The organism is Pseudarthrobacter sp. As-47 (assembly GCF_058215595.1).
On sequence record NZ_CM177088.1, the window covers coordinates 1530939 to 1548910 of the forward strand.

General features: G+C 66.6%; 19 protein-coding genes. 11 read left to right on the top strand and 8 right to left on the bottom strand.

Features of this window, described 5'->3' with window-relative positions; translation table 11 throughout:
* Positions 1 to 8: 8 nt before the first annotated feature.
* On the bottom strand, positions 9 to 569 hold the full coding sequence (locus AC4BCK_RS07020) for a M23 family metallopeptidase (RefSeq protein ID WP_251425103.1): 561 nt from the start codon (positions 567 to 569) through the stop codon (positions 9 to 11).
* A 467-nt stretch (positions 570 to 1036) separates the two neighbouring features.
* On the opposite strand from AC4BCK_RS07020, the gene rpsB reads away from it, so the two are divergent.
* The 6 genes from rpsB (at position 1037) to AC4BCK_RS07050 (ending at position 6028) form a co-directional block, all read left to right on the top strand.
* On the top strand, positions 1037 to 1903 hold the full coding sequence (gene rpsB, locus AC4BCK_RS07025) for a 30S ribosomal protein S2 (RefSeq protein ID WP_174178867.1): 867 nt from the start codon (positions 1037 to 1039) through the stop codon (positions 1901 to 1903).
* A gap of 129 nt (positions 1904 to 2032) precedes the next feature.
* Entirely contained in the window at positions 2033 to 2869 is an 837-nt protein-coding gene (gene tsf / locus AC4BCK_RS07030) for a translation elongation factor Ts (protein WP_104997351.1), read from the top strand.
* A gap of 140 nt (positions 2870 to 3009) precedes the next feature.
* On the top strand, positions 3010 to 3747 hold the full coding sequence (pyrH, locus tag AC4BCK_RS07035; RefSeq protein WP_174178863.1) for a UMP kinase: 738 nt from the start codon (positions 3010 to 3012) through the stop codon (positions 3745 to 3747).
* Between the two features lie 127 nt (positions 3748 to 3874).
* Positions 3875 to 4432, top strand: a complete 558-nt coding sequence (gene frr / locus AC4BCK_RS07040) for a ribosome recycling factor (RefSeq protein ID WP_066274709.1) — start codon at positions 3875 to 3877, stop codon at positions 4430 to 4432.
* Positions 4432 to 5355 (top strand): phosphatidate cytidylyltransferase, encoded by a 924-nt coding sequence (locus tag AC4BCK_RS07045; protein ID WP_310109621.1) that lies wholly within the window; start codon positions 4432 to 4434, stop codon positions 5353 to 5355. Before frr ends, AC4BCK_RS07045 begins: the two co-directional genes overlap by 1 nt.
* Before the next feature lie 88 nt (positions 5356 to 5443).
* Complete coding sequence (locus AC4BCK_RS07050) at positions 5444 to 6028, top strand: DivIVA domain-containing protein (protein WP_174178861.1); 585 nt, start codon at positions 5444 to 5446, stop codon at positions 6026 to 6028.
* 16 nt (positions 6029 to 6044) lie between these two features.
* On the opposite strand, the gene AC4BCK_RS07055 is transcribed toward AC4BCK_RS07050, so the two are convergent.
* The 4 genes from AC4BCK_RS07055 to AC4BCK_RS07070 form a co-directional block, all read right to left on the bottom strand.
* Positions 6045 to 7511, bottom strand: coding sequence for a sodium/solute symporter (locus AC4BCK_RS07055; protein ID WP_364271658.1), 1467 nt, complete (start codon positions 7509 to 7511; stop codon positions 6045 to 6047).
* Between the two features lie 7 nt (positions 7512 to 7518).
* Positions 7519 to 7869: a DUF485 domain-containing protein gene (locus AC4BCK_RS07060; RefSeq protein WP_066274714.1), complete on the bottom strand. Its 351-nt coding sequence runs from the start codon at positions 7867 to 7869 to the stop codon at positions 7519 to 7521.
* On the bottom strand, positions 7866 to 8582 hold the full coding sequence (locus AC4BCK_RS07065) for a LytR/AlgR family response regulator transcription factor (protein ID WP_174178857.1): 717 nt from the start codon (positions 8580 to 8582) through the stop codon (positions 7866 to 7868). Before AC4BCK_RS07065 ends, AC4BCK_RS07060 begins: the two co-directional genes overlap by 4 nt.
* 66 nt (positions 8583 to 8648) lie before the next feature.
* On the bottom strand, positions 8649 to 9845 hold the full coding sequence (locus AC4BCK_RS07070; RefSeq protein WP_490566899.1) for a sensor histidine kinase: 1197 nt from the start codon (positions 9843 to 9845) through the stop codon (positions 8649 to 8651).
* A gap of 182 nt (positions 9846 to 10027) precedes the next feature.
* On the opposite strand from AC4BCK_RS07070, the gene AC4BCK_RS07075 reads away from it, so the two are divergent.
* Both AC4BCK_RS07075 and AC4BCK_RS07080 read left to right on the top strand, forming a co-directional pair.
* Entirely contained in the window at positions 10028 to 10408 is a 381-nt protein-coding gene (locus AC4BCK_RS07075; protein WP_157238621.1) for a DUF485 domain-containing protein, read from the top strand.
* Complete coding sequence (locus AC4BCK_RS07080) at positions 10405 to 12021, top strand: solute symporter family protein (RefSeq protein WP_174178855.1); 1617 nt, start codon at positions 10405 to 10407, stop codon at positions 12019 to 12021. Before AC4BCK_RS07075 ends, AC4BCK_RS07080 begins: the two co-directional genes overlap by 4 nt.
* A 77-nt stretch (positions 12022 to 12098) precedes the next feature.
* Here the strand turns inward: AC4BCK_RS07080 and AC4BCK_RS07085 are convergent, their stop codons facing one another.
* The gene (locus AC4BCK_RS07085) at positions 12099 to 12653 is read right to left on the bottom strand and encodes a hypothetical protein (RefSeq protein ID WP_490566778.1); all 555 of its coding nucleotides are present in this window, start codon (positions 12651 to 12653) and stop codon (positions 12099 to 12101) included.
* A gap of 156 nt (positions 12654 to 12809) precedes the next feature.
* Positions 12810 to 13283: an Lrp/AsnC family transcriptional regulator gene (locus AC4BCK_RS07090; RefSeq protein ID WP_174178851.1), complete on the bottom strand. Its 474-nt coding sequence runs from the start codon at positions 13281 to 13283 to the stop codon at positions 12810 to 12812.
* A 195-nt stretch (positions 13284 to 13478) separates the two neighbouring features.
* On the opposite strand from AC4BCK_RS07090, the gene pdhA reads away from it, so the two are divergent.
* Genes pdhA through AC4BCK_RS07105 form a run of 3 tightly spaced genes read left to right on the top strand, consistent with a single transcriptional unit; the run spans position 13479 to position 17190 of the window.
* Positions 13479 to 14648: a pyruvate dehydrogenase (acetyl-transferring) E1 component subunit alpha gene (pdhA, locus tag AC4BCK_RS07095; RefSeq protein WP_251425115.1), complete on the top strand. Its 1170-nt coding sequence runs from the start codon at positions 13479 to 13481 to the stop codon at positions 14646 to 14648.
* Entirely contained in the window at positions 14648 to 15658 is a 1011-nt protein-coding gene (locus tag AC4BCK_RS07100; RefSeq protein ID WP_174178846.1) for an alpha-ketoacid dehydrogenase subunit beta, read from the top strand. Before pdhA ends, AC4BCK_RS07100 begins: the two co-directional genes overlap by 1 nt.
* An 8-nt stretch (positions 15659 to 15666) precedes the next feature.
* A complete protein-coding gene (locus tag AC4BCK_RS07105; RefSeq protein ID WP_490566779.1) occupies positions 15667 to 17190 on the top strand; it encodes a dihydrolipoamide acetyltransferase family protein in 1524 nt (507 codons plus the stop codon).
* A gap of 75 nt (positions 17191 to 17265) precedes the next feature.
* Here the strand turns inward: AC4BCK_RS07105 and AC4BCK_RS07110 are convergent, their stop codons facing one another.
* Positions 17266 to 17955: an SACE_7040 family transcriptional regulator gene (locus tag AC4BCK_RS07110; RefSeq protein WP_490566780.1), complete on the bottom strand. Its 690-nt coding sequence runs from the start codon at positions 17953 to 17955 to the stop codon at positions 17266 to 17268.
* Between the last annotated feature and the right edge of the window lie 17 nt (positions 17956 to 17972).

Genomic DNA, 17972 nt, shown 5'->3' on the forward strand with positions numbered 1-17972 from the left:
GCTGCTGCCTACCTGTCCAGCGGCAGCAGGACCGATGGCCTCAGGTCCATCACGAACTGCAGCGGGTCCACATAGTCATCCCCGCGCCGGACGCCCCAGTGGACACAGGGCACGCCCGTGCAGTGTCCGGGGAGAACTGTGCCGATAACCTGGCCCTTCGCCACTGGGGCGCCGGCGGCCAGGGTGCTGTCTACCGGTTCGAAGCTGCTCCGCAGCCCGTCCCCGTGGTCGATCGTGATCACCGGCCGGTCCACCACCACGCCCACGAAGCTGACGGTACCGGCCGCCGGGGAGGTGACCGGTGCGCCGTCGGCCGTTGCTCCCACATCAACGCCCCGGTGCCCGCTCAGCCAAGGCTTGGGCGGGGGATCGAAATGCCGCAGCACCTGCGGGCGGGGGGCAAGCGGCCATTGCCACGAGGGCACGGCCGCCGCCGGGGAACTGGCGTCCGGCAGGGGTTGCCCCGCCTGCTGGATGGAATAGGCCGGCCCGAATGCCAGTGGCTCGCCTGCCGGGGCCAGCGAAGCCGGCAGCAGGAGGAGGGCCGCGAGCCGCAACGGTGGTTTCATGCCACCAGAATGCTCCTGCTTCAAAGGCGGCGGGAGTGCCCATCCTGGCTATGTGGACAAGCCCCATGCCGGTGTCCCTACCGTCCTCGCCGGTGTCCTCCTGCCTAAGGTGCCTGTAGTACACTTGGTGGAGCAGTTTGCTGCGCCCTCAATGCTTTCGGTCCGGCGGATATCCCAGCGGTTTTTCCAACGGTATATGTCCGTGTCCGGAATGCGTCGGCACATCTCATTCAGGAGTGTGGGGGAGCAGCAGCTGACTACGCGCATCCAGCCCTCCAGCAAGCGACGCTCCGGCCTCGCCGATGGGGGATCAGGCCTCCTGCGGTCAGGACCATCGTCCTGATGGGAAGCATGGTGGATGCCAGGAGCACGGCCCAGCCTGGGCCACGCTAATCAACCGTCAACTATTGGCAGGGTAAGAAGCCTTCGGGCTCTCTCATGAATGACCTGCCGGAAGGAGCGTCGGCATGCCCGTCGTAACCATGCGCCAGCTGCTTGACAGCGGCGTCCACTTTGGACACCAGACCCGCCGTTGGAACCCGAAGATGAAGCGCTTCATCTTCACCGAGCGCAACGGCATCTACATCATCGACCTTCAGCAGTCGCTGTCCTACATCGACCGCGCCTACGAATTCGTGAAGGCCACCGTTGCCCACGGCGGCACCGTCCTCTTCGTCGGCACCAAGAAGCAGGCCCAGGAAGCGATTGCCGAGCAGGCAACCCGCGTTGGCCAGCCCTACGTCAATCAGCGTTGGCTCGGCGGTATGCTGACCAACTTCCAGACGGTCGCCAAGCGCATCCAGCGCATGAAGGAACTCGAAGAGATCGACTTCGACGACGTTGCCGGTTCCGCGTACACCAAGAAGGAGCTGCTGCTCCTCAAGCGCGAACTCACCAAGCTGGAGTCCAACCTCGGCGGTATCCGCAACCTGACCAAGGCACCGTCCGTGCTCTGGATCGTGGACACCAAGAAGGAACACCTCGCCGTTGACGAGGCCAAGAAGCTGAACATCCCCGTTGTTGCCATCCTGGACACCAACTGCGATCCCGACGAAGTCGACTTCCCGATCCCGGGCAACGACGACGCCATCCGCTCCGTGAACCTCCTCACCCGCGTTGTTGCCGACGCCGTTGCCGAGGGCCTCATCGCCCGCAACAACCGCGGCACCGGTGCTGCCGAAGCTCCGGAAGAGCCCCTGGCTGAGTGGGAGCGCGAGCTCCTCGAAGGCAGCAAGGCTGAAGAAGCTGCCGCTCCGGCCGCTGAAGAGGCTGCTGCTCCGGCTGCCGAGGAAGCTCCGGCCGCTGCCGAGGCTCCCGCCGAAGACGCCAAGTAACACAAGTACATCCGGATTTTCCGGCGCTGCCTGCAGCGCCGGAGCTGCTGACAGGATGGCGGCCCACCCGTGGGCTGCCGTCCTGTCAGTCCGTACACCACCACACATTTTCTAGACAGAGGGGTTCACATGGCGAACTACACTGCCGCGGACATCAAGGCCCTGCGCGAGCGCACCGGCGCCGGCATGATGGACGTCAAGAAGGCTCTTGACGAAGCCAACGGTGACGCCGAGAAGGCCATCGAAATCATCCGCATCAAGGGCCTCAAGGGCGCTACCAAGCGTGAAGGCCGTTCCACCGCCGAGGGCCTGGTGGCTGCCAAGGTCAGCAACGGCGTCGGCGTCATGATCGAGGTCAACTGCGAGACCGACTTCGTGGCCAAGGCTGACAAGTTCATCCAGCTGGCCGACAAGGTCCTGGCCGTCGCTGTCGAGTCCGGCGCTGCCGACCTCGAGACCCTGCTCGCCACCGATGTTGACGGCAAGCCCCTCTCCGAGGTTGTCGTCGAAGAAGGCGCAGTCCTGGGCGAGAAGGTTGTTGTCCGCCGCATCTCCCGCATCGAGGGCGCAACGGTCGACGCTTACCTGCACAAGACCTCCAAGGACCTCCCGGCCCAGGTTGGCGTGCTGTTCGCTGTTGACGGCGAAGGCGAAGCCGCTGCAACCGCAGCACACGACGTCGCAGTCCACATCGCTGCCATGGCTCCGAACTACCTGACCCGCGAGGACGTCCCGTCCGACCTGGTCGAGTCCGAGCGCCGCATCGCCGAAGAGACCGCCAAGGCTGAGGGCAAGCCCGAGGCCGCGCTCACCAAGATCGTGGAAGGCCGCGTTACCGGCTTCTACAAGGGTGAGGTCCTGGTTGACCAGGCATTCGCGAAGGACGCAAAGAAGTCCGTGGCGCAGGTCCTCGCAGAGGCCGGTGTCAAGGGAACCGCGTTCACGCGTTTCCGCGTCGGCTCCTAGCCGAAACTGCAAGGGGGTGGCCACTTCGGTGGCCGCCCCTTTTGCATGCGCGGGGGAAGGCCCCGTGCGGGACAGCCCGCATAGGGCCTTTGGCCGCGCAGCAGGATAACCTTTTTAGAGTCCACCAACGGGAAGGCATCATGGAAGCCGTCAACACTGTAATCCAGCCAGAGAAAAGCCGACGCCGGGTCCTCTTGAAGCTCTCAGGTGAAGTCTTCGGCGGCGGAAAGCTGGGCGTTGACCCCGAGACCGTCCGCGACGTCGCAAAGCAGATCGCCGCGGCCGTTCCCCAGGTGGAGGTGGCCATTGTCGTCGGCGGCGGCAACTTCTTCCGCGGTGCGGAGCTTTCCCAGAGCGGCATGGACCGGTCCCGCGCGGACTACATGGGCATGCTCGGCACCGTGATGAACTGCCTTGCCCTGCAGGACTTCCTGGAACAGGCCGGCGTCGAAACCCGGGTCCAGAGCGCCATCACCATGGGCCAGGTCGCCGAGGCCTACATTCCCCGCCGCGCCATCCGCCACATGGAAAAGGGCCGCGTGGTCATCTTCGGCGCGGGTGCGGGCCTTCCGTACTTCTCCACCGACACCGTCGCCGCCCAGCGGGCCCTCGAGGTCCACGCCGATGTGGTCCTGATGGCCAAGAGCGGCGTGGACGCCGTCTACACCGCCGACCCTAAGAAGGACCCCACCGCCGAGCGGCTGGAAACCCTCAGCTACGACGACGCCCTCCGCCGCGACATCCGGGTCATGGACCAGACGGCCATGACCATGTGCAAGGACAATGACCTTTCCATGGTGGTCTTCGGCATGGAAGGCGAAGGCAACGTCACCAGGGCTATCCTCGGCGAAAAGCTGGGCACGCTGGTCACCGCCTAGCTGCGGCTAGGATGATTTCAGGACTGTTCCGTCCCTGCCCCTGCGGGCGGGGGCGGGCCGGCATCAAAGAACCACGATTGTGCATGGACCCGGCGCCCCGGACTGCACCAGAATCTGAGGAGAGACCGTGATCGAAGAAACCTTGCTCGAAGCCGAAGAAAAGATGGACAAGGCCGTAGAGGTAGCCAAGGAAGACTTCGCTTCCGTCCGCACCGGGCGTGCCAACCCGGGCCTGTACAACAAGGTCCTCGTGGAGTACTACGGCTCACCCACCCCGCTGCAGCAGCTCGCCTCGTTCGCCATTCCGGACGCCCGCACCATCCTCATCACGCCCTTTGACAAGACGGCGCTGCGGGACATCGAGCGTGCGCTCAGTGATTCCGAGGTTGGCGCGAACCCGTCCAACGACGGCAACGTCATCCGGATCACCATCCCCGAGCTGACCAAGGAACGCCGCAAGGAGTACGTCAAGATCGTCAAGACCAAGGGCGAGGACGCCAAGGTCTCCATCCGCAACATCCGCCGCAAGGCCAAGGAAACCCTGGACCGCCTGGTCAAGGACGGCGAAGCCGGCGAAGACGAAGGCACCCGGGCCGAAAAGGAACTGGACAGCCTCACCAAGGCGCATGTGGACGGCATCGATGAGCTGCTCAAGCGCAAGGAAGCAGAGCTGCTCGAAGTCTGATGGGCCAGGCAGATCAGGCCCCCGCACCCAGGGCGCGCATACGGGGGAAGCAGCCCAGGAGCAACCCGACGCCGAAGGCAGGGAGGAACCTCCCTGCCGCCGTCGTGGTGGGCCTGGCAATGCTCTTCGCCGTACTCGGCGGACTGCTGCTGCTCCCGCTTGCCTTCGTAGCGGTCACCACCACCTTCGCCGTTTTCGGCGTGTGGGAAATCTACCGCGCCCTGGAGGCCAACGGCACCAGGATGCCCATCATCCCGGTCATGACCGGTACGGTGGCCATGCCTTTCGCCGCCTACCTCGGGGGCATTGAGAGCCTCCTGTTCGCCATGCTGCTGAGCTCGGTGGCCGTGCTGTTGTGGCGGTCCATCGAAAGCGCGGCAGGTTCGGCCAACAGCATCTTCGCCGGAGTTTTCACGCTCGGCTGGGTACCGTTCTTCATCAGCTTCGCCGTCCTGCCGCTGCACGCCGCCGGCGGTGCAACGCCGCTGGGCCTCTGGCCGGGCGGGACGGTTCCCCACGGCGCCTGGCAGGTGGCCGTGATGCTCCTGCTGGTGGTCTCCAACGACACCTTCGGATACCTGGTGGGCGCGTCCCTGGGCAAGCACCCCATGGCGCCCAAAATCAGTCCCAAGAAGTCCTGGGAAGGATTCGCCGGCTCCATCGGCGGGGCCATGCTCATTGGAATCCTGGCCTGCCTCTTTGTGCTGGACCAGCCCTGGTGGGTGGGCGTCGTACTGGCGGTCGGCCTGGTGGCGGCTTCCACGGCGGGCGACCTGGCGGAATCCATGGTCAAGCGCGAACTGGGCATCAAGGACATGAGCAGCATCCTGCCCGGACACGGGGGAGTCATGGACAGGCTCGACTCCATCGTGTTCGCGTCCCCGGCCGCGTTCATCCTGTACGGACTGGTGTCCGGCGCCTGACACAAACCCTGCCGGACCTGCAGAGAACCCCTGGCACAAATAAGCTGGTGCAGAAGCACCACAGCTGAAGAGCATCGAAGGAAACATAGTGGCATTGGACATTCATCGGCAGATCCCTGCGTCCTTTGAGCGCGTCCAGCGCGGCGAGTACGGCTACAACGCCAAACAGGTGGACCAGTTCCTGCAGCAGGCGCGCGTATCGCTGGAGAACCCGGAGTCAGCGCCGCAGCCCATCAACAGCGCGGACGTGCGGGCTGTCTCCTTCGATCCCGTCAAAGGCGGATATTCCGCCGCCATCGTGGACGCAGCCCTGGACCGGCTGGAGGATGCCTTCGCCCGCCGGGAACGTGATGAGCTGATCGCTGCCAGTGGCGAGGAAGCCTGGCTGCGCGAGATCGGTCACCTCTCGGGCATCCTGCGCGGCCGCCTGCACCGGCCGGACGGCGACCGCTTCCGCCGCCCCGCCAGGAAGAAGGCCCGCAGCTACAACACGGCCGACGTCGACCGGCTGTGCCGTGAGCTCATCGCCTACCTTGAGCAGGACAAGCCGCTCAGCGTGGACAGCGTCCGCCGGGCGGTCTTCCGCCCCGCCGTAGGCCATGAAGGGTACGAGGAAGCCCAGGTGGACGCCTTCCTGGACCGGGTCGTCGAGCTCATGGCTGCCATCGACTGATCCTGCTGGCCCCGCCTCAGCGTTCGGTGGCCAGCGGCCGTTCGGGCGTGTGCAGCCGGGTCATCACCTTCGACATCGTCTTCGGAATCCGCTGCGACGTTGCGCGGGACACGATGACCATCACCGCAAAGGCTGCGGGAACCGTCCACGCCGCCGGCTGGGCCAGCCAGCCCGGCGTGCTGGCGGCCCCGGCCAGCGCTCCTGCGATCATCGCCCCGCCGCACAGCACCCCGCCGGTCAGCATGCCGGCGATGGCGCCGGCGTCAGTCAGACCGCGCCACCAGATGCCCAGCAGCAGCACCGGGCAGACTGTTGACGCTGTGAACGCGAACACCAGCCCCACACTCCCGGCGAGGGCGAACGAGTCGGTCATGAAGGCGAAGCCCAGCGGCACCACGGCGGAAATGACGGCTGCCAGCCGGAAGCTGCCCACGCCCGCGCCCAGGACGTCCTGGCTGATAACGCCGGCCAGCGAAACCACCAAGCCCGACGTGGTGGACAGGAACGCAGCGAAGGCTCCCGCCACCACCAGCGCTGACAACAGGTCGCCTGCTGTTCCGCCCACCAGCTCTCCCGGGAGCAGCAGCACCATGGCGTCCGCCTGCCCCGCGGTCGCCAGGCCGGGAGCGAACATGCGTCCCACCAGCCCGTACGCGGTAGGGAACAGGTAAAACACGGACAGCAGGCCCAGGACGATCAGCGTGGTGCGGCGGGCGGACTGCCCGTCCGGGTTGGTGTAGAAGCGCACCAGGACGTGCGGCAGGCCGAGGGTTCCGAACAGCAGGGCCACCAGGAGCGAGACGTTCTGGTAGAGGCCAGCAGGCGGCGCGCCGGTGGGATTGACCGACGGCGGCGCGATCGCGGGGGTCCCGCTGCCTGCAAGGACAAAGATGATGAACAGGATGGGCACAGCCAGCGCGGTGAGTTTCAGCCAGTACTGGAACGCCTGGACGAACGTGATGGAGCGCATGCCGCCCGCCACCACGGTGAGGCACACAACGATCACCACCGCCACCGATCCCACCCAGGACGGCAGACCTGTGGTGATGCGGATGGTGAGGGCAGCACCATGGAGCTGGGGGACGATGTACAGCCAGCCCACCAGCACCACCACCAGGCTGGTCACCTTGCGGACCGGCAGGGAGTCAAGCCTGGCCTCGGTGAAGTCCGGGATGGTGTACGCCCCGGACCGCCGCAGCGGCGCGGCCACGAAGAGCAGCAGCATCAGGTATCCGGCCGTGTAGCCCACCGGAAACCACAGCGCATCCGTGCCGGACAGCAGGATCAGGCCGGCAACACCCAGGAAGCTGGCGGCGGAAAGGTACTCGCCGCCGATGGCCGAGGCGTTCCACCACGGCCGGACCGTCCGGGAGGCAACATAGAAGTCACCCGTGGTCCGTGAAATCCGCAGGCCGTAAAACCCGATGACCGCGGTGGCCACGGACACCCCTACCAGGGCAGCCAGCGCCACGCCGGGGTTCACGGTGCCCTCACCGGTCCTCGGCCAGGTCCCGGTAGCGGGCCTCGTTGCGCGCCGCCGTCCGGATGTACAGCCACGCACTGAGCCCGATAACCGGATAGATGCCCGCTCCCAGCAGCAGCCAGGCGAACGGAATGCCCGCCACCCGGGTTTCCGCCAGGCCGGGGACTGCTGCGAGCAGCAGGGGGAAAGCGCAAAGGATCAGCAGGAAACCCGCGGCCACCACCAGGGCCAGCCGCAGCTGGGACCTGATCAGGGACCTGACGAACACCTGGCCCACTTCCGAGTCCTGCGCCGCCTCCCTCGTCTCCTTGGCCGGACGAGCCGCAGTCCGCGGAGCCGTGACCCGCACCCTGGTCATGTAATGGGCCTGATCCGGGTGGCCTCAAGCTTTTCCCGGACCGTGGGCAGGTGCCGCCTGCTGATGGGAAGGCCAGCGCCCGCCACCGTGACGCTGGGACCGTCCGCGGCGAGCTTCATCGAGGTCACGTGCTTGAGGGCCACCAGGTAGGACCGGTGCGTCCGGATGAAGCCCGCATCCGCCCACTGCTGCTCAAGGTCGGCAAGCGGGACCCTGATCAGGTAGCTGGCTTCGGCGGTGTGGAGCCTTGCGTAGTCTCCCTGCGCCTGGACGTATGTCACGTCGTCGCGCCTGATCATCCTGGTGGTCCCGCCCTGGTCCACCGTGATCATCTCCGGGGCGGCGCCGCCGTCGCGAAGTTCACTGATGCGCCCCACGCAGCGTGAAAGGCGCTCCGCCCGCACGGGCTTGAGCAGGTAGTCCACTGCCGCGAGCTCGAAGGCGTCCAGTGCGTGGTCCTCGTCCGCCGTCACGAACACGACGGCCGGCGGCCGGCTGCTCCCGGCGATGGCGCGGGCAATGTCCAGGCCGGACACCGCCGGCATGTGGATGTCCAGGAAGACGGCGTCAACAGGGGCGGAGGCGAGCGCTTTGAGCGCATCGCTGCCGGAGGTTGCCCGGAGGATTTTGCCCACGCGCTCGTCCTTGCCCAGCAGGAAGGCCAGTTCCTCTACGGCAGGCAGCTCATCATCAACGACGAGGACGTTAATCATGCTCCTAGGGTAGCTTTCCGGAGCAGGGGCAAGGCGCCGGCGGTACGCTGTGCGGTCCGGGCGGGGTCATGCATCGTGCCCGGGCTGGGACTTGGGGACCCGCATGGTGATCAGGGTTCCTTCCCCGGGCGCGGTCTCGATGACCAGCCCGTGGTCGTTGCCGTAAACCTGGCGGAGGCGGGCATCGACGTTGCGCAGGCCCACATGCTCGCCGTCCGTGTGCCCGGCCAGCATGGACTGCAGCTGCTCCGGATCCATGCCCACGCCGTCGTCCTCGATGGTCACCTCCGCGAACGCGCCGGCGTCGTTGGCGGTGATGCTGATGTGTCCCGGCCCCTCCTTGGCCTCGAGCCCGTGCCGGACCGCGTTCTCCACCAGCGGCTGCAGGCTCAGGAACGGGATCACGGTGCTGAGCACTTCCGGAGCTACCCTCAGGCTCACCTGGACGCGCTCGCCGAACCGCGCCCGTTCCAGCAGCAGGTACCGGTCGATGCAGCGAAGTTCCTCAGCCAGGGTGGTGAAGTCCCCGTGCCGCCGGAACGAATACCGGGTGAAGTCGGCGAACTCAACCACCAGCTCCCGGGCGCGGGCGGGGTCGGTGTTGATGAAGGATGCGATGGCATTGAGCGAGTTGTAGATGAAATGCGGGCTGATCTGCGCGCGCAGGGCCCGCACCTCGGCCTCCATCAGCTGGGTGCGGGAGGCGTCCAGCTCCGCGAGTTCCACCTGCACGGCCACCCAGTCCGCCACTTCGTTGGTGGCCCTGACCAGTCCCGCGCCGGCGGAGGGAGCGAAGGCGGCGACGGCGCCCACCACCCGGGTGCCGGCACGCACCGGTGCGATCACGGCGGCGAGCGGACCGCCGGTGGCCTCCGTCGCGGCGCCGGCGTCCCCGGCGGGAAGGACGGCCGTGCGGCCGCTGGCCAGGACGCCGGCAGCAAGGTCCATCATGCGCGGCTTCAGGTCCTCGCCGGTACCGTCCCACGCCAGCACACCGGAGGTGTCCATGATGGCCAGGGCGTCACAGCCCAGCAGGGTGCGCAGCTGGCGGCTGGCCTTGGCAGCGCCGGCGGGGTTGAGGCCACGGCGCAGGTGTTGGCCCGCCTGGGAAGCGGCATGCAGGGTGTGGTAGGTGGCGCGTTCCGCATCCGTGCCCAGGTCGCGGAAGGACCTGAGCACCTTGAGCCCCACGCCGACGACGACGGCGATGGCCATGGCGATGACGGCCACGGCCGCGGCGGTCAGGAGGGGGGAGTCCGGCATGGTGCCCAGCGTAGCCGCGGGTGCCGTTTGTCGCAGCATCCCGACCGTTGAGCGCCCGCAGGCCTGCAGGCTCTGGAACTGGCGGGATGCAGCCCGCAGAGTGATTGCAGTCACATTTGCGGTATCCCGTCTTCCGGGCCTGCCGTTGGGTGTGTTCAGGCAAGTCTCAACGAGGAGGAACGATGGGTAACGATGCCCACACTCCGGACGCAGCGGCGTCCGTGGACTTCGAGCAGGTCCAGTCGACGGAGCAGTTCAAGGAACTGCGCAAGCGTCACCGCAGCTTTGTCTTTCCCATGGCAGTCGCATTCCTGCTGTGGTACTTCGCATACGTCCTGCTCGCCGACTACGCCGTGGAATTCATGTCCACCAAGGTCTGGGGCAACATCAACGTGGGCCTGATCCTTGGCCTGCTCCAGTTCGTGTCCACGTTCGCCATCACTGGCTGGTACGTCAGCTACTCCAACCGGCGGCTGGACCCCATCGCGAAGGAGATCCGGGACGAGATCGAGGGTCACGAATTCGACAAGCACGGCAACCGAGTGAGCGGAGTTAACAAATGATCGGCATCGCCGCAGCGGTGGACGTGGCCGCCCTCAAGGACACCACGCTGCTCAACATGGGAATCTTCGGCATCTTCGTGGCCGTGACCATGGTGATCGTGCTGCGCGCCAGCCGGAACAACAAAACCGCCGCGGACTACTACGCCGCCGGCCGCTCCTTCACCGGCTCGCAAAACGGAACCGCCATCGCCGGCGACTACCTCTCCGCAGCCTCCTTCCTGGGCATCACCGGCGCCATCGCCATCAACGGCTATGACGGCTTCATGTACTCCATCGGCTTCCTTGTGGCCTGGCTCGTCGCGCTCCTGCTCGTGGCCGAGCTCCTGCGCAACACCGGCAAGTTCACCATGGCCGATGTGCTGTCGTTCCGGCTGAAGCAGCGGCCCGTCCGCATCGCCGCCGCCATCTCCACCCTCGCAGTCTGCTTCTTCTACCTCCTGGCCCAGATGGCAGGAGCAGGCAGCCTGATCTCCCTGCTCCTTGGCATCAGCGACTGGGGCGGACAGGCCCTGGTAATCATCGTCGTCGGCGCCCTGATGATCATGTACGTCCTGATCGGCGGCATGAAGGGCACAACCTGGGTGCAGATCATCAAGGCGATCCTGCTCATCGCAGGCGCAGCCGTCATGACCATTTGGGTCCTGGCCATCTACGGCTTCAACCTCTCCAGCCTCTTGGGCGCCGCAGTGGAAACGGCCAACAACCCGGCTGTGCTGAATCCCGGCCTGCAGTACGGCAAGACGGAAACCTCGAAGATCGACTTCATGTCACTCGGCCTCGCACTGGTCCTGGGCACGGCAGCGCTGCCTCACGTACTCATGCGCTTCTACACGGTCCCCACGGCCAAGGAAGCCCGCAAGTCCGTGGTGTGGTCAATCTGGCTGATCGGCCTGTTCTACCTCTTCACCCTGGTGCTTGGTTACGGTGCAGCTGCCCTGGTTGGTGCCGAGACCATCAAGGGCGCACCGGGCGGCGTGAACTCGGCCGCCCCGCTGCTGGCCTTCTACCTGGGCGGGCCGCTTCTGCTGGGCTTCATCTCAGCTGTGGCCTTCGCCACCATCCTGGCCGTTGTGGCCGGCCTGACCATCACGGCTGCCGCTTCCTTTGCCCATGACATCTACGCCAGCGTCATTTCCAAGGGCAAGGCCGACGCCGACACCGAGGTGAAGGTGGCCCGGCGCACCGTTGTGGTCATCGGCGTTCTCGCCATCCTGGGCGGCATCCTTGCCAACGGACAGAACGTGGCGTTCCTCGTGGCGCTCGCATTCGCCGTCGCCGCCTCCGCCAACCTGCCCACGATCGTCTACTCCCTGTTCTGGCGGAAGTTCACCACCCAGGGTGCAGTCTGGAGCATGTACGGCGGCCTGGGTTCCGCGATCATCCTGATCATCTTCTCGCCGGTGGTTTCCGGCGGAGCAACATCCATGATCAAGGACGCCAACTTCGCACTCTTCCCGCTGAGCAACCCGGGCATCGTGTCCATCCCCCTCGCCTTCTTCCTGGGCTGGCTCGGAACGACGCTCGACAAGAATCGGGAGGACACGGCCAAGCAGGCCGAAATGGAAGTCCGCTCCCTTACGGGGGTGGGTGCCGAAAAGGCCGTCGACCACTGACCTGACGGCAGCAACAACAAAGCCTCCGCACCGGGGAGCAGTTCCCCGGCGCGGAGGCTTTGTTGTGCCGGCCGGGACTACGCTGCCGGCCGCAGCTTGATGTTGGTCATCTTGAGATCGTCAGTGCCCTCGAAACGGTAGGCAAGGTCCACGTTTTTGCCGTCGCAGGTGATCAGGCCCGCGATATCCGCCGACTTAACGCCGTTCTCGGTGGCCACCTTGAGGTCGCTGTAGTCCGGCGTGCAGGTTTCGTCCATCTCCAGGCTGTTGACGCCTTCAATGAAGGCCTCCTTGGACAGCTGCTCCTGCAGGGCGGGGTCAAGGTACTCGTCGTAGGCCCTGGAGCTGTCCCCGGCGAGGACCAGCTTGGTGAAACCGTCAGCCAGGCCCCTGGCCTGGTTGGTGGCGCCGCCCACCACGTTCACCAGAATGATGATGCCCAGGACCACCAGCAGCAGGACGCCGCCGGCGCCCGCCAGGATGATCCACAGTTTCCGCCGGCTCTTCGGCGGGGGCTGCCCCGGGAGCCCAAACGGGGACCCCTGGTCCTGCCCGTAGCGGGAAGGCTGTGCCGGCTGCGGGGACGCGGCGCCGGCGCGGCCCGGCGGAAACGGTTCCTGGGGAGTGCTCAAGGTGGAGCCTTTCCGGAAAATGGTGCATGGCACCGCCTGGAGGCGGGGCGCTGTGCCTGCCGCCGATTAACTGGCATTCAGCCTATAGCGTGCGGCGCCGCCGTCGTGCTCCAGCCCGGCCCCGGCGTCGTGTGTTCCGCGAAAACGCGCCGGCTGCTAGGTGCGTCCAGGGCCGCGTTCAAGGAGGGGCTGGACGCGGAAGGGAATAAGTTCTCCCATGGCAAGCGCCGTATCGGTCCGGTCCACCCCTTCGCACGCCAGGATTTTCCCGTTGATCCTGAACAGGTCCTCGGCGTCCAGCGCCACCACGCGCAGCAGCAGGTCCGCCGAACCGGTCAGGCCATATCCTTCGAGGATCTCGGGAATGTCTGCGAGTTCCTTCGCCAGCAGGGCGAGCCGCTGCTGCTGGACATGGACGGAGATGAAGGCCATCAGCGGGTAGCCCAGGGCCGCCGGATTGATGCGCCGTTCGAAGGACAGGAAGACGTGTTTCTTCTCCAGCTGCGCCATCCGCGCCTGCACGGTGTTCCGGGAGAGGCCCAGCTTCTGGGCCAGGGCCACCACCGTTTGCCGGGCGTCCTGGGCCAGGGCGGAGAGCAGGCGGGCATCGGTGCCATCCAAGGCTTGCATAATGCGCAACGCTAGCACGGTCCCGTGCCCTCCGGCAGAGCATTTTGCTCAGTGATCGCGCTGGTAGTTGTACCTCCTGAGCATTGTGAGTAGGGTCACAAATATCCGGGGCAACGGCGCCCGGGCGGCCGGCGGCCGAAGGGGCCACAAGTCCCAAAACCGCGGGTCAACGACGTGAGAAGGTTGCGGGCTATCGTGTCTACAGACGAAACGGGCCAGGGCGGGCCAGCCGCCCCCAACAGCGCCCGGCACCCCCATGGACAGGGGCGGGATTTGGTCCAACTGGTTACTCCGTCCGGTGAGCGGATCAGCCACCCGGAGTTCGACTATTGGGTCAGGGACGTCACTGACGAGCAGTTGTGTTTCCTCTACGAGGACATGACCGTGATCCGGCGCATCGACGTCGAGGCAACCGCCCTGCAGCGGCAGGGCGAACTCGGGCTCTGGCCGCCGCTGCTGGGGCAGGAAGCCGCGCAGATCGGTTCGGGCCGGGCGCTCCGCACTGACGACTTTGTCTTCTCCAGCTACCGGGAGAACGGGGTGGCCTACTGCCGGGGAGTGGACCTGACGGACATCCTCCGGGTATGGCGCGGCACTGCGTCCTCGGGCTGGGATCCCTACACCATCAACATGGCCACCCCGCAGATCATCATCGGCGCCCAGACCCTCCACGCCACCGGCTATGCAATGGGCATCCAGAATGACGGCGCCGATTCCGTGGCCGTGACCTACTTTGGCGACGGCGCCACCAGCGAGGGCGACGTCAACGAGGCCATGGTCTTCGCGGCAAGCTTCCAGGTGCCCGTGGTGTTTTTCTGCACCAACAACCACTGGGCCATTTCGGAGCCTGTCCGGCTCCAGTCGCACATCCAACTGGCAGACAGGGCTGCCGGGTTCGGCATCCCCAGCCTGCGCGTGGACGGCAACGACGTCCTGGCCGTGATGGCTGCCACCCGCGTGGCCCTGGACCGGGCCCGCCGCGGCGGCGGCCCCACGTTCATCGAGGCCGTCAGCTACCGCATGGGCCCGCACACCACGGCGGATGACCCGACGCGCTACCGTGACGCCAACGAACTCGAGGACTGGGCCGCCAGGGACCCGATCACCCGCATCGCCGCGCTCCTCGAACGGAAGGGCCTGCTGACGGAGGAACTGCAGCAGCAGGTGAAGGACAAGGCCGACGCCGTGGCACGCGAGATGCGGGCGGGCTGCACCACCATGCCGGATCCGGAGCCACTCGACGTCTTCAGGAACGTCTACAGCACGCCCAACTCCTGGCTGGACCGGCAGCAGGACCACTACGCCCGTTACCTGGCAACCTTCGGTGATCCCGCAGGAGCCGTTGCAGAAGAAGGTGCACGCTGATGACCCAGATGACCTTTGCCCGCGCGATCAACGCGGGCTTGCGGAAGTCCCTGGAGAACGACCCCAAAGTGGTGCTCATGGGGGAGGACATCGGCACCCTCGGCGGCGTGTTCCGGGTGACCGACGGACTGCAGAAGGACTTCGGCACGCACCGGGTGGTGGATACGCCCCTGGCCGAATCGGCCATCGTGGGCACCGCCGTTGGCCTCGCCTACCGCGGCTACCGCCCGGTGGTGGAGATCCAGTTCGACGGATTCATCTATCCGGCGTTCGACCAGATCGTCAGCCAGGTGGCCAAGCTCCACTACCGCACCCGCGGGGCAGTCAAGATGCCCATCACCATCAGGGTCCCGTTCGGCGGCGGGATCGGCTCGCCCGAGCACCACTCCGAATCGCCGGAGGCCTATTTCACGCACACGTCCGGCCTGCGCGTCGTCACCGTTTCCAGCCCGCAGGACGCGTACACCGTGATCCAGCAGGCCATCGCCTGCGACGACCCCGTGCTCTATTTCGAGCCCAAGCGGCGGTACCACGACAAAGGCGACGTTGACGAGTCCCTTGACCACACTTCGCCCATGTCCATGGGCGAGGCGCGCGTCCTCACCCAAGGCACCGATGTCACGCTGGTGGCCTACGGTCCGCTGGTCAAGACGGCCCTGGACGCCGCGTCGGCCGCTGCCGATGAAGGAGTTTCCATCGAGGTCATCGACCTGCGCTCGCTGGCACCCGTGGACTACGAAACAGTTGTGGCCTCCGTCCGCAGGACCGGGCGCCTGGTCATCACCCACGAGGCCGCACAGTCGGGCGGCCTGGGGGCGGAAGTGGCTGCCAGTATTACCGAGCGGTGCTTCTACCACCTGGAGGCGGCACCAGTCCGCGTCACCGGATTCGATATTCCCTACCCTTACTCAAAGCTTGAGATGCACCACCTGCCGGGCCTGGACCGGATCCTGGACGGCGTAGACCGTGCCCTGGGCCGGCCGAACTCCCTCAGCGGGCTGGAAGGATGAGCGCGACCATGATCAAGGAATTCCGGCTGCCGGACCTGGGCGAAGGCCTCACCGAATCGGAGATCCTCAGCTGGAAAGTGGGGGTGGGCGATACCGTCTCGCTGAACCAGGTGATCGCCGAGGTTGAGACGGCAAAGGCGGTGGTGGAGCTTCCGTCCCCGTTTGCCGGGGTCATCAAGGAACTCCACGAGCAGCCGGGCACCGTTGTGGAGGTGGGCAAGCCGATCGTCTCCTTCGAGGTGGCGGACGACGCCGGCCCGGCACCTTCGGCGGCAGGCGCCCCTGCCGCTTCGGGCCAGGATGCGGGCCAGGATGCGGGCAAGGATGCGGGCAAGGGCGCAGGGGATGCGGCGGGGCAGGCAGCGGGGGAGAGCTCCGCCGGGACTCCCCGGAGGGAGCCTAACCTCGTAGGCTACGGTGCCGTCGTCGAAAGCACCGGCCGGCCCGTGCGGCGCCCGCGGACCTTCCCCGCGGCTGGTCCTGTCGATGCCTTTGCCGCGGAGACCAGGCCCGCGGCAACCATGCGTGGGGAGGCCGCGCCTGCTGACACGACGCCCGCGGCAACCATGCGCGGCACAGGCAAAACCCCCGCGGTTGAGCACCTCGCAGCTGCGTCCGACCAGCCCGCAGGCGAGCGCCCACGGTCCACCCCGCCTGTCCGGAAGCTGGCCAAAGACCTTGGCGTGGACCTGGCCAGGATTACCGGTACCGGACCCCAGGGGCTGATAACCCGGGAGGACGTCCGGCACTTCATGGACGGCCAGTCCGCGGAGGCAGGGTCGCCCGGCGAAGCTGCCGCGGATCAGGGTGGCGGGAAGGCCGGCCAGGGTGAGCGGGAAACGCGCACCGCCATCAAGGGTGTCCGCAAGTTCACGGCTGCCGCCATGGTGCAGAGTGCCTTCACCGCGCCGCACGCCACCGAGTTCCTGACTGTCGACGTCACGCCGTCCATGGAACTGCTCGCCAGGCTCCGGGAGGGCAGGGAGTTCGCGGGCGTCAAGCTCACACCGCTGACCCTGGCCGCGAAAGCTGTACTGATCGCCCTCCGGCGCAATCCTTCCCTCAACTCGCGCTGGGACGGGGAGAACCAGGAGATCGTCACGTTCCATTACGTGAACCTGGGCATTGCAGCCGCCACGCCCCGGGGGCTCACGGTCCCCAATATCAAGGGCGCGGATTCGCTGTCCCTGGTCCAGCTGGCTCAAGCCCTGTCAGCGCTCGCCGACACGGCCCGCGCCGGAAAGACCCCTCCGTCCGACCTCACGGGAGGCACAATCTCCATCACCAACATCGGTGTTTTCGGGATTGACGCCGGCACGCCCATCCTCAACCCCGGCGAGGCGGCAATCCTTGCCCTGGGAGCCGTGCGCAGGATGCCCTGGGAGTACCAGGGGGACGTTGCCCTGCGCCAAGTCATGACCCTCAGCCTGTCCTTCGACCACCGGCTGGTGGACGGCGAACAGGGCTCACGCTTCCTTGCCGACGTCGGTGCCATCCTCGCTGACCCCGGCCGGGTGCTGACCATGGTGTGACCCCTGGAGTTTTTGTCCGGATCCGCAGGCTTCCCACCGGTTTAAGCCTGCATATCCGGACAAAAACTCCGGGCTTCAGGGGGTGGTTCGGCAGTCCGCCAGCAGCGCGGCCAGGGCCATGCTTTCGAGCAGGGGCCGGGCGGTTCCGGACGCCATCTTCCGGCCGTGGCTGCGCACCGAGTGGGGGGTGGAATTGATAAGCCCGAACGTGGCATGGGCCCGCATCCGGAGCTCCGAAGCGTCGGTCTCCGGATGGAGATCCGCGAGGACCTCCACCCACACCTCCACATAGCTCCGTTGGAGGGTCCTGACCGCCGCCTGGTCCTCATCGGAGAGGCAGCTGAAATCCCTGTCCTGGACCCTGATGACGTCCGGCTTGCCCAGCGCGAAGTCCACCTGGAATGCCACCAGGCCGCGCAGGGCCGCCAGGGGATCTGCGTTTTCCGCCGCCACCCGGCGTCCGCCGTCCAGGAGTTCCTGGCTGACGGTGACCAGCAGGTCCGCCAAGACCGCCTGCTTGCCGGGAAAGTGGCGGTATACGGCCGGGCCGCTGACGCCGGCGGCAGCCCCCAGATCCTCCAGGGAGACGCGGCTGAACCCGTGCAGCGCAAACAGCGAAGCTGCAGCGGACAGCAGCGCCTGGCGGCGGTTCTCCTTGGCCCGGCTGCGCTGGGTTGGGCCGGTGGACTCGGTTGCGCTGCCGGGCTGGGTTGCGCTGCCGGGCCGGGTCGTGCTGCTTGCCGCAGCGGCGTCGGTGCTTGGCACAATTCCTCCTCGGGACC

Excerpts from the sequence above, each read along its gene's own strand:
- AC4BCK_RS07080 (WP_174178855.1), top strand. The coding sequence starts at position 10,405 with ATGATCGGCATCGCCGCAGCGGTGGACGTGGCCGCCCTCAAGGACACC.
- rpsB (WP_174178867.1), top strand. The coding sequence starts at position 1,037 with ATGCCCGTCGTAACCATGCGCCAGCTGCTTGACAGCGGCGTCCACTTT.
- AC4BCK_RS07045 (WP_310109621.1), top strand. The coding sequence starts at position 4,432 with ATGGGCCAGGCAGATCAGGCCCCCGCACCCAGGGCGCGCATACGGGGG.
- AC4BCK_RS07020 (WP_251425103.1), bottom strand. The coding sequence starts at position 569 with ATGAAACCACCGTTGCGGCTCGCGGCCCTCCTCCTGCTGCCGGCTTCG.
- pyrH (WP_174178863.1), top strand. The coding sequence starts at position 3,010 with ATGGAAGCCGTCAACACTGTAATCCAGCCAGAGAAAAGCCGACGCCGG.
- AC4BCK_RS07060 (WP_066274714.1), bottom strand. The coding sequence starts at position 7,869 with ATGACCAGGGTGCGGGTCACGGCTCCGCGGACTGCGGCTCGTCCGGCC.
- AC4BCK_RS07075 (WP_157238621.1), top strand. The coding sequence starts at position 10,028 with ATGGGTAACGATGCCCACACTCCGGACGCAGCGGCGTCCGTGGACTTC.
- tsf (WP_104997351.1), top strand. The coding sequence starts at position 2,033 with ATGGCGAACTACACTGCCGCGGACATCAAGGCCCTGCGCGAGCGCACC.
- AC4BCK_RS07100 (WP_174178846.1), top strand. The coding sequence starts at position 14,648 with ATGACCCAGATGACCTTTGCCCGCGCGATCAACGCGGGCTTGCGGAAG.
- AC4BCK_RS07105 (WP_490566779.1), top strand. The coding sequence starts at position 15,667 with ATGATCAAGGAATTCCGGCTGCCGGACCTGGGCGAAGGCCTCACCGAA.
- AC4BCK_RS07070 (WP_490566899.1), bottom strand. The coding sequence starts at position 9,845 with ATGCCGGACTCCCCCCTCCTGACCGCCGCGGCCGTGGCCGTCATCGCC.
- AC4BCK_RS07065 (WP_174178857.1), bottom strand. The coding sequence starts at position 8,582 with ATGATTAACGTCCTCGTCGTTGATGATGAGCTGCCTGCCGTAGAGGAA.
- AC4BCK_RS07090 (WP_174178851.1), bottom strand. The coding sequence starts at position 13,283 with ATGCAAGCCTTGGATGGCACCGATGCCCGCCTGCTCTCCGCCCTGGCC.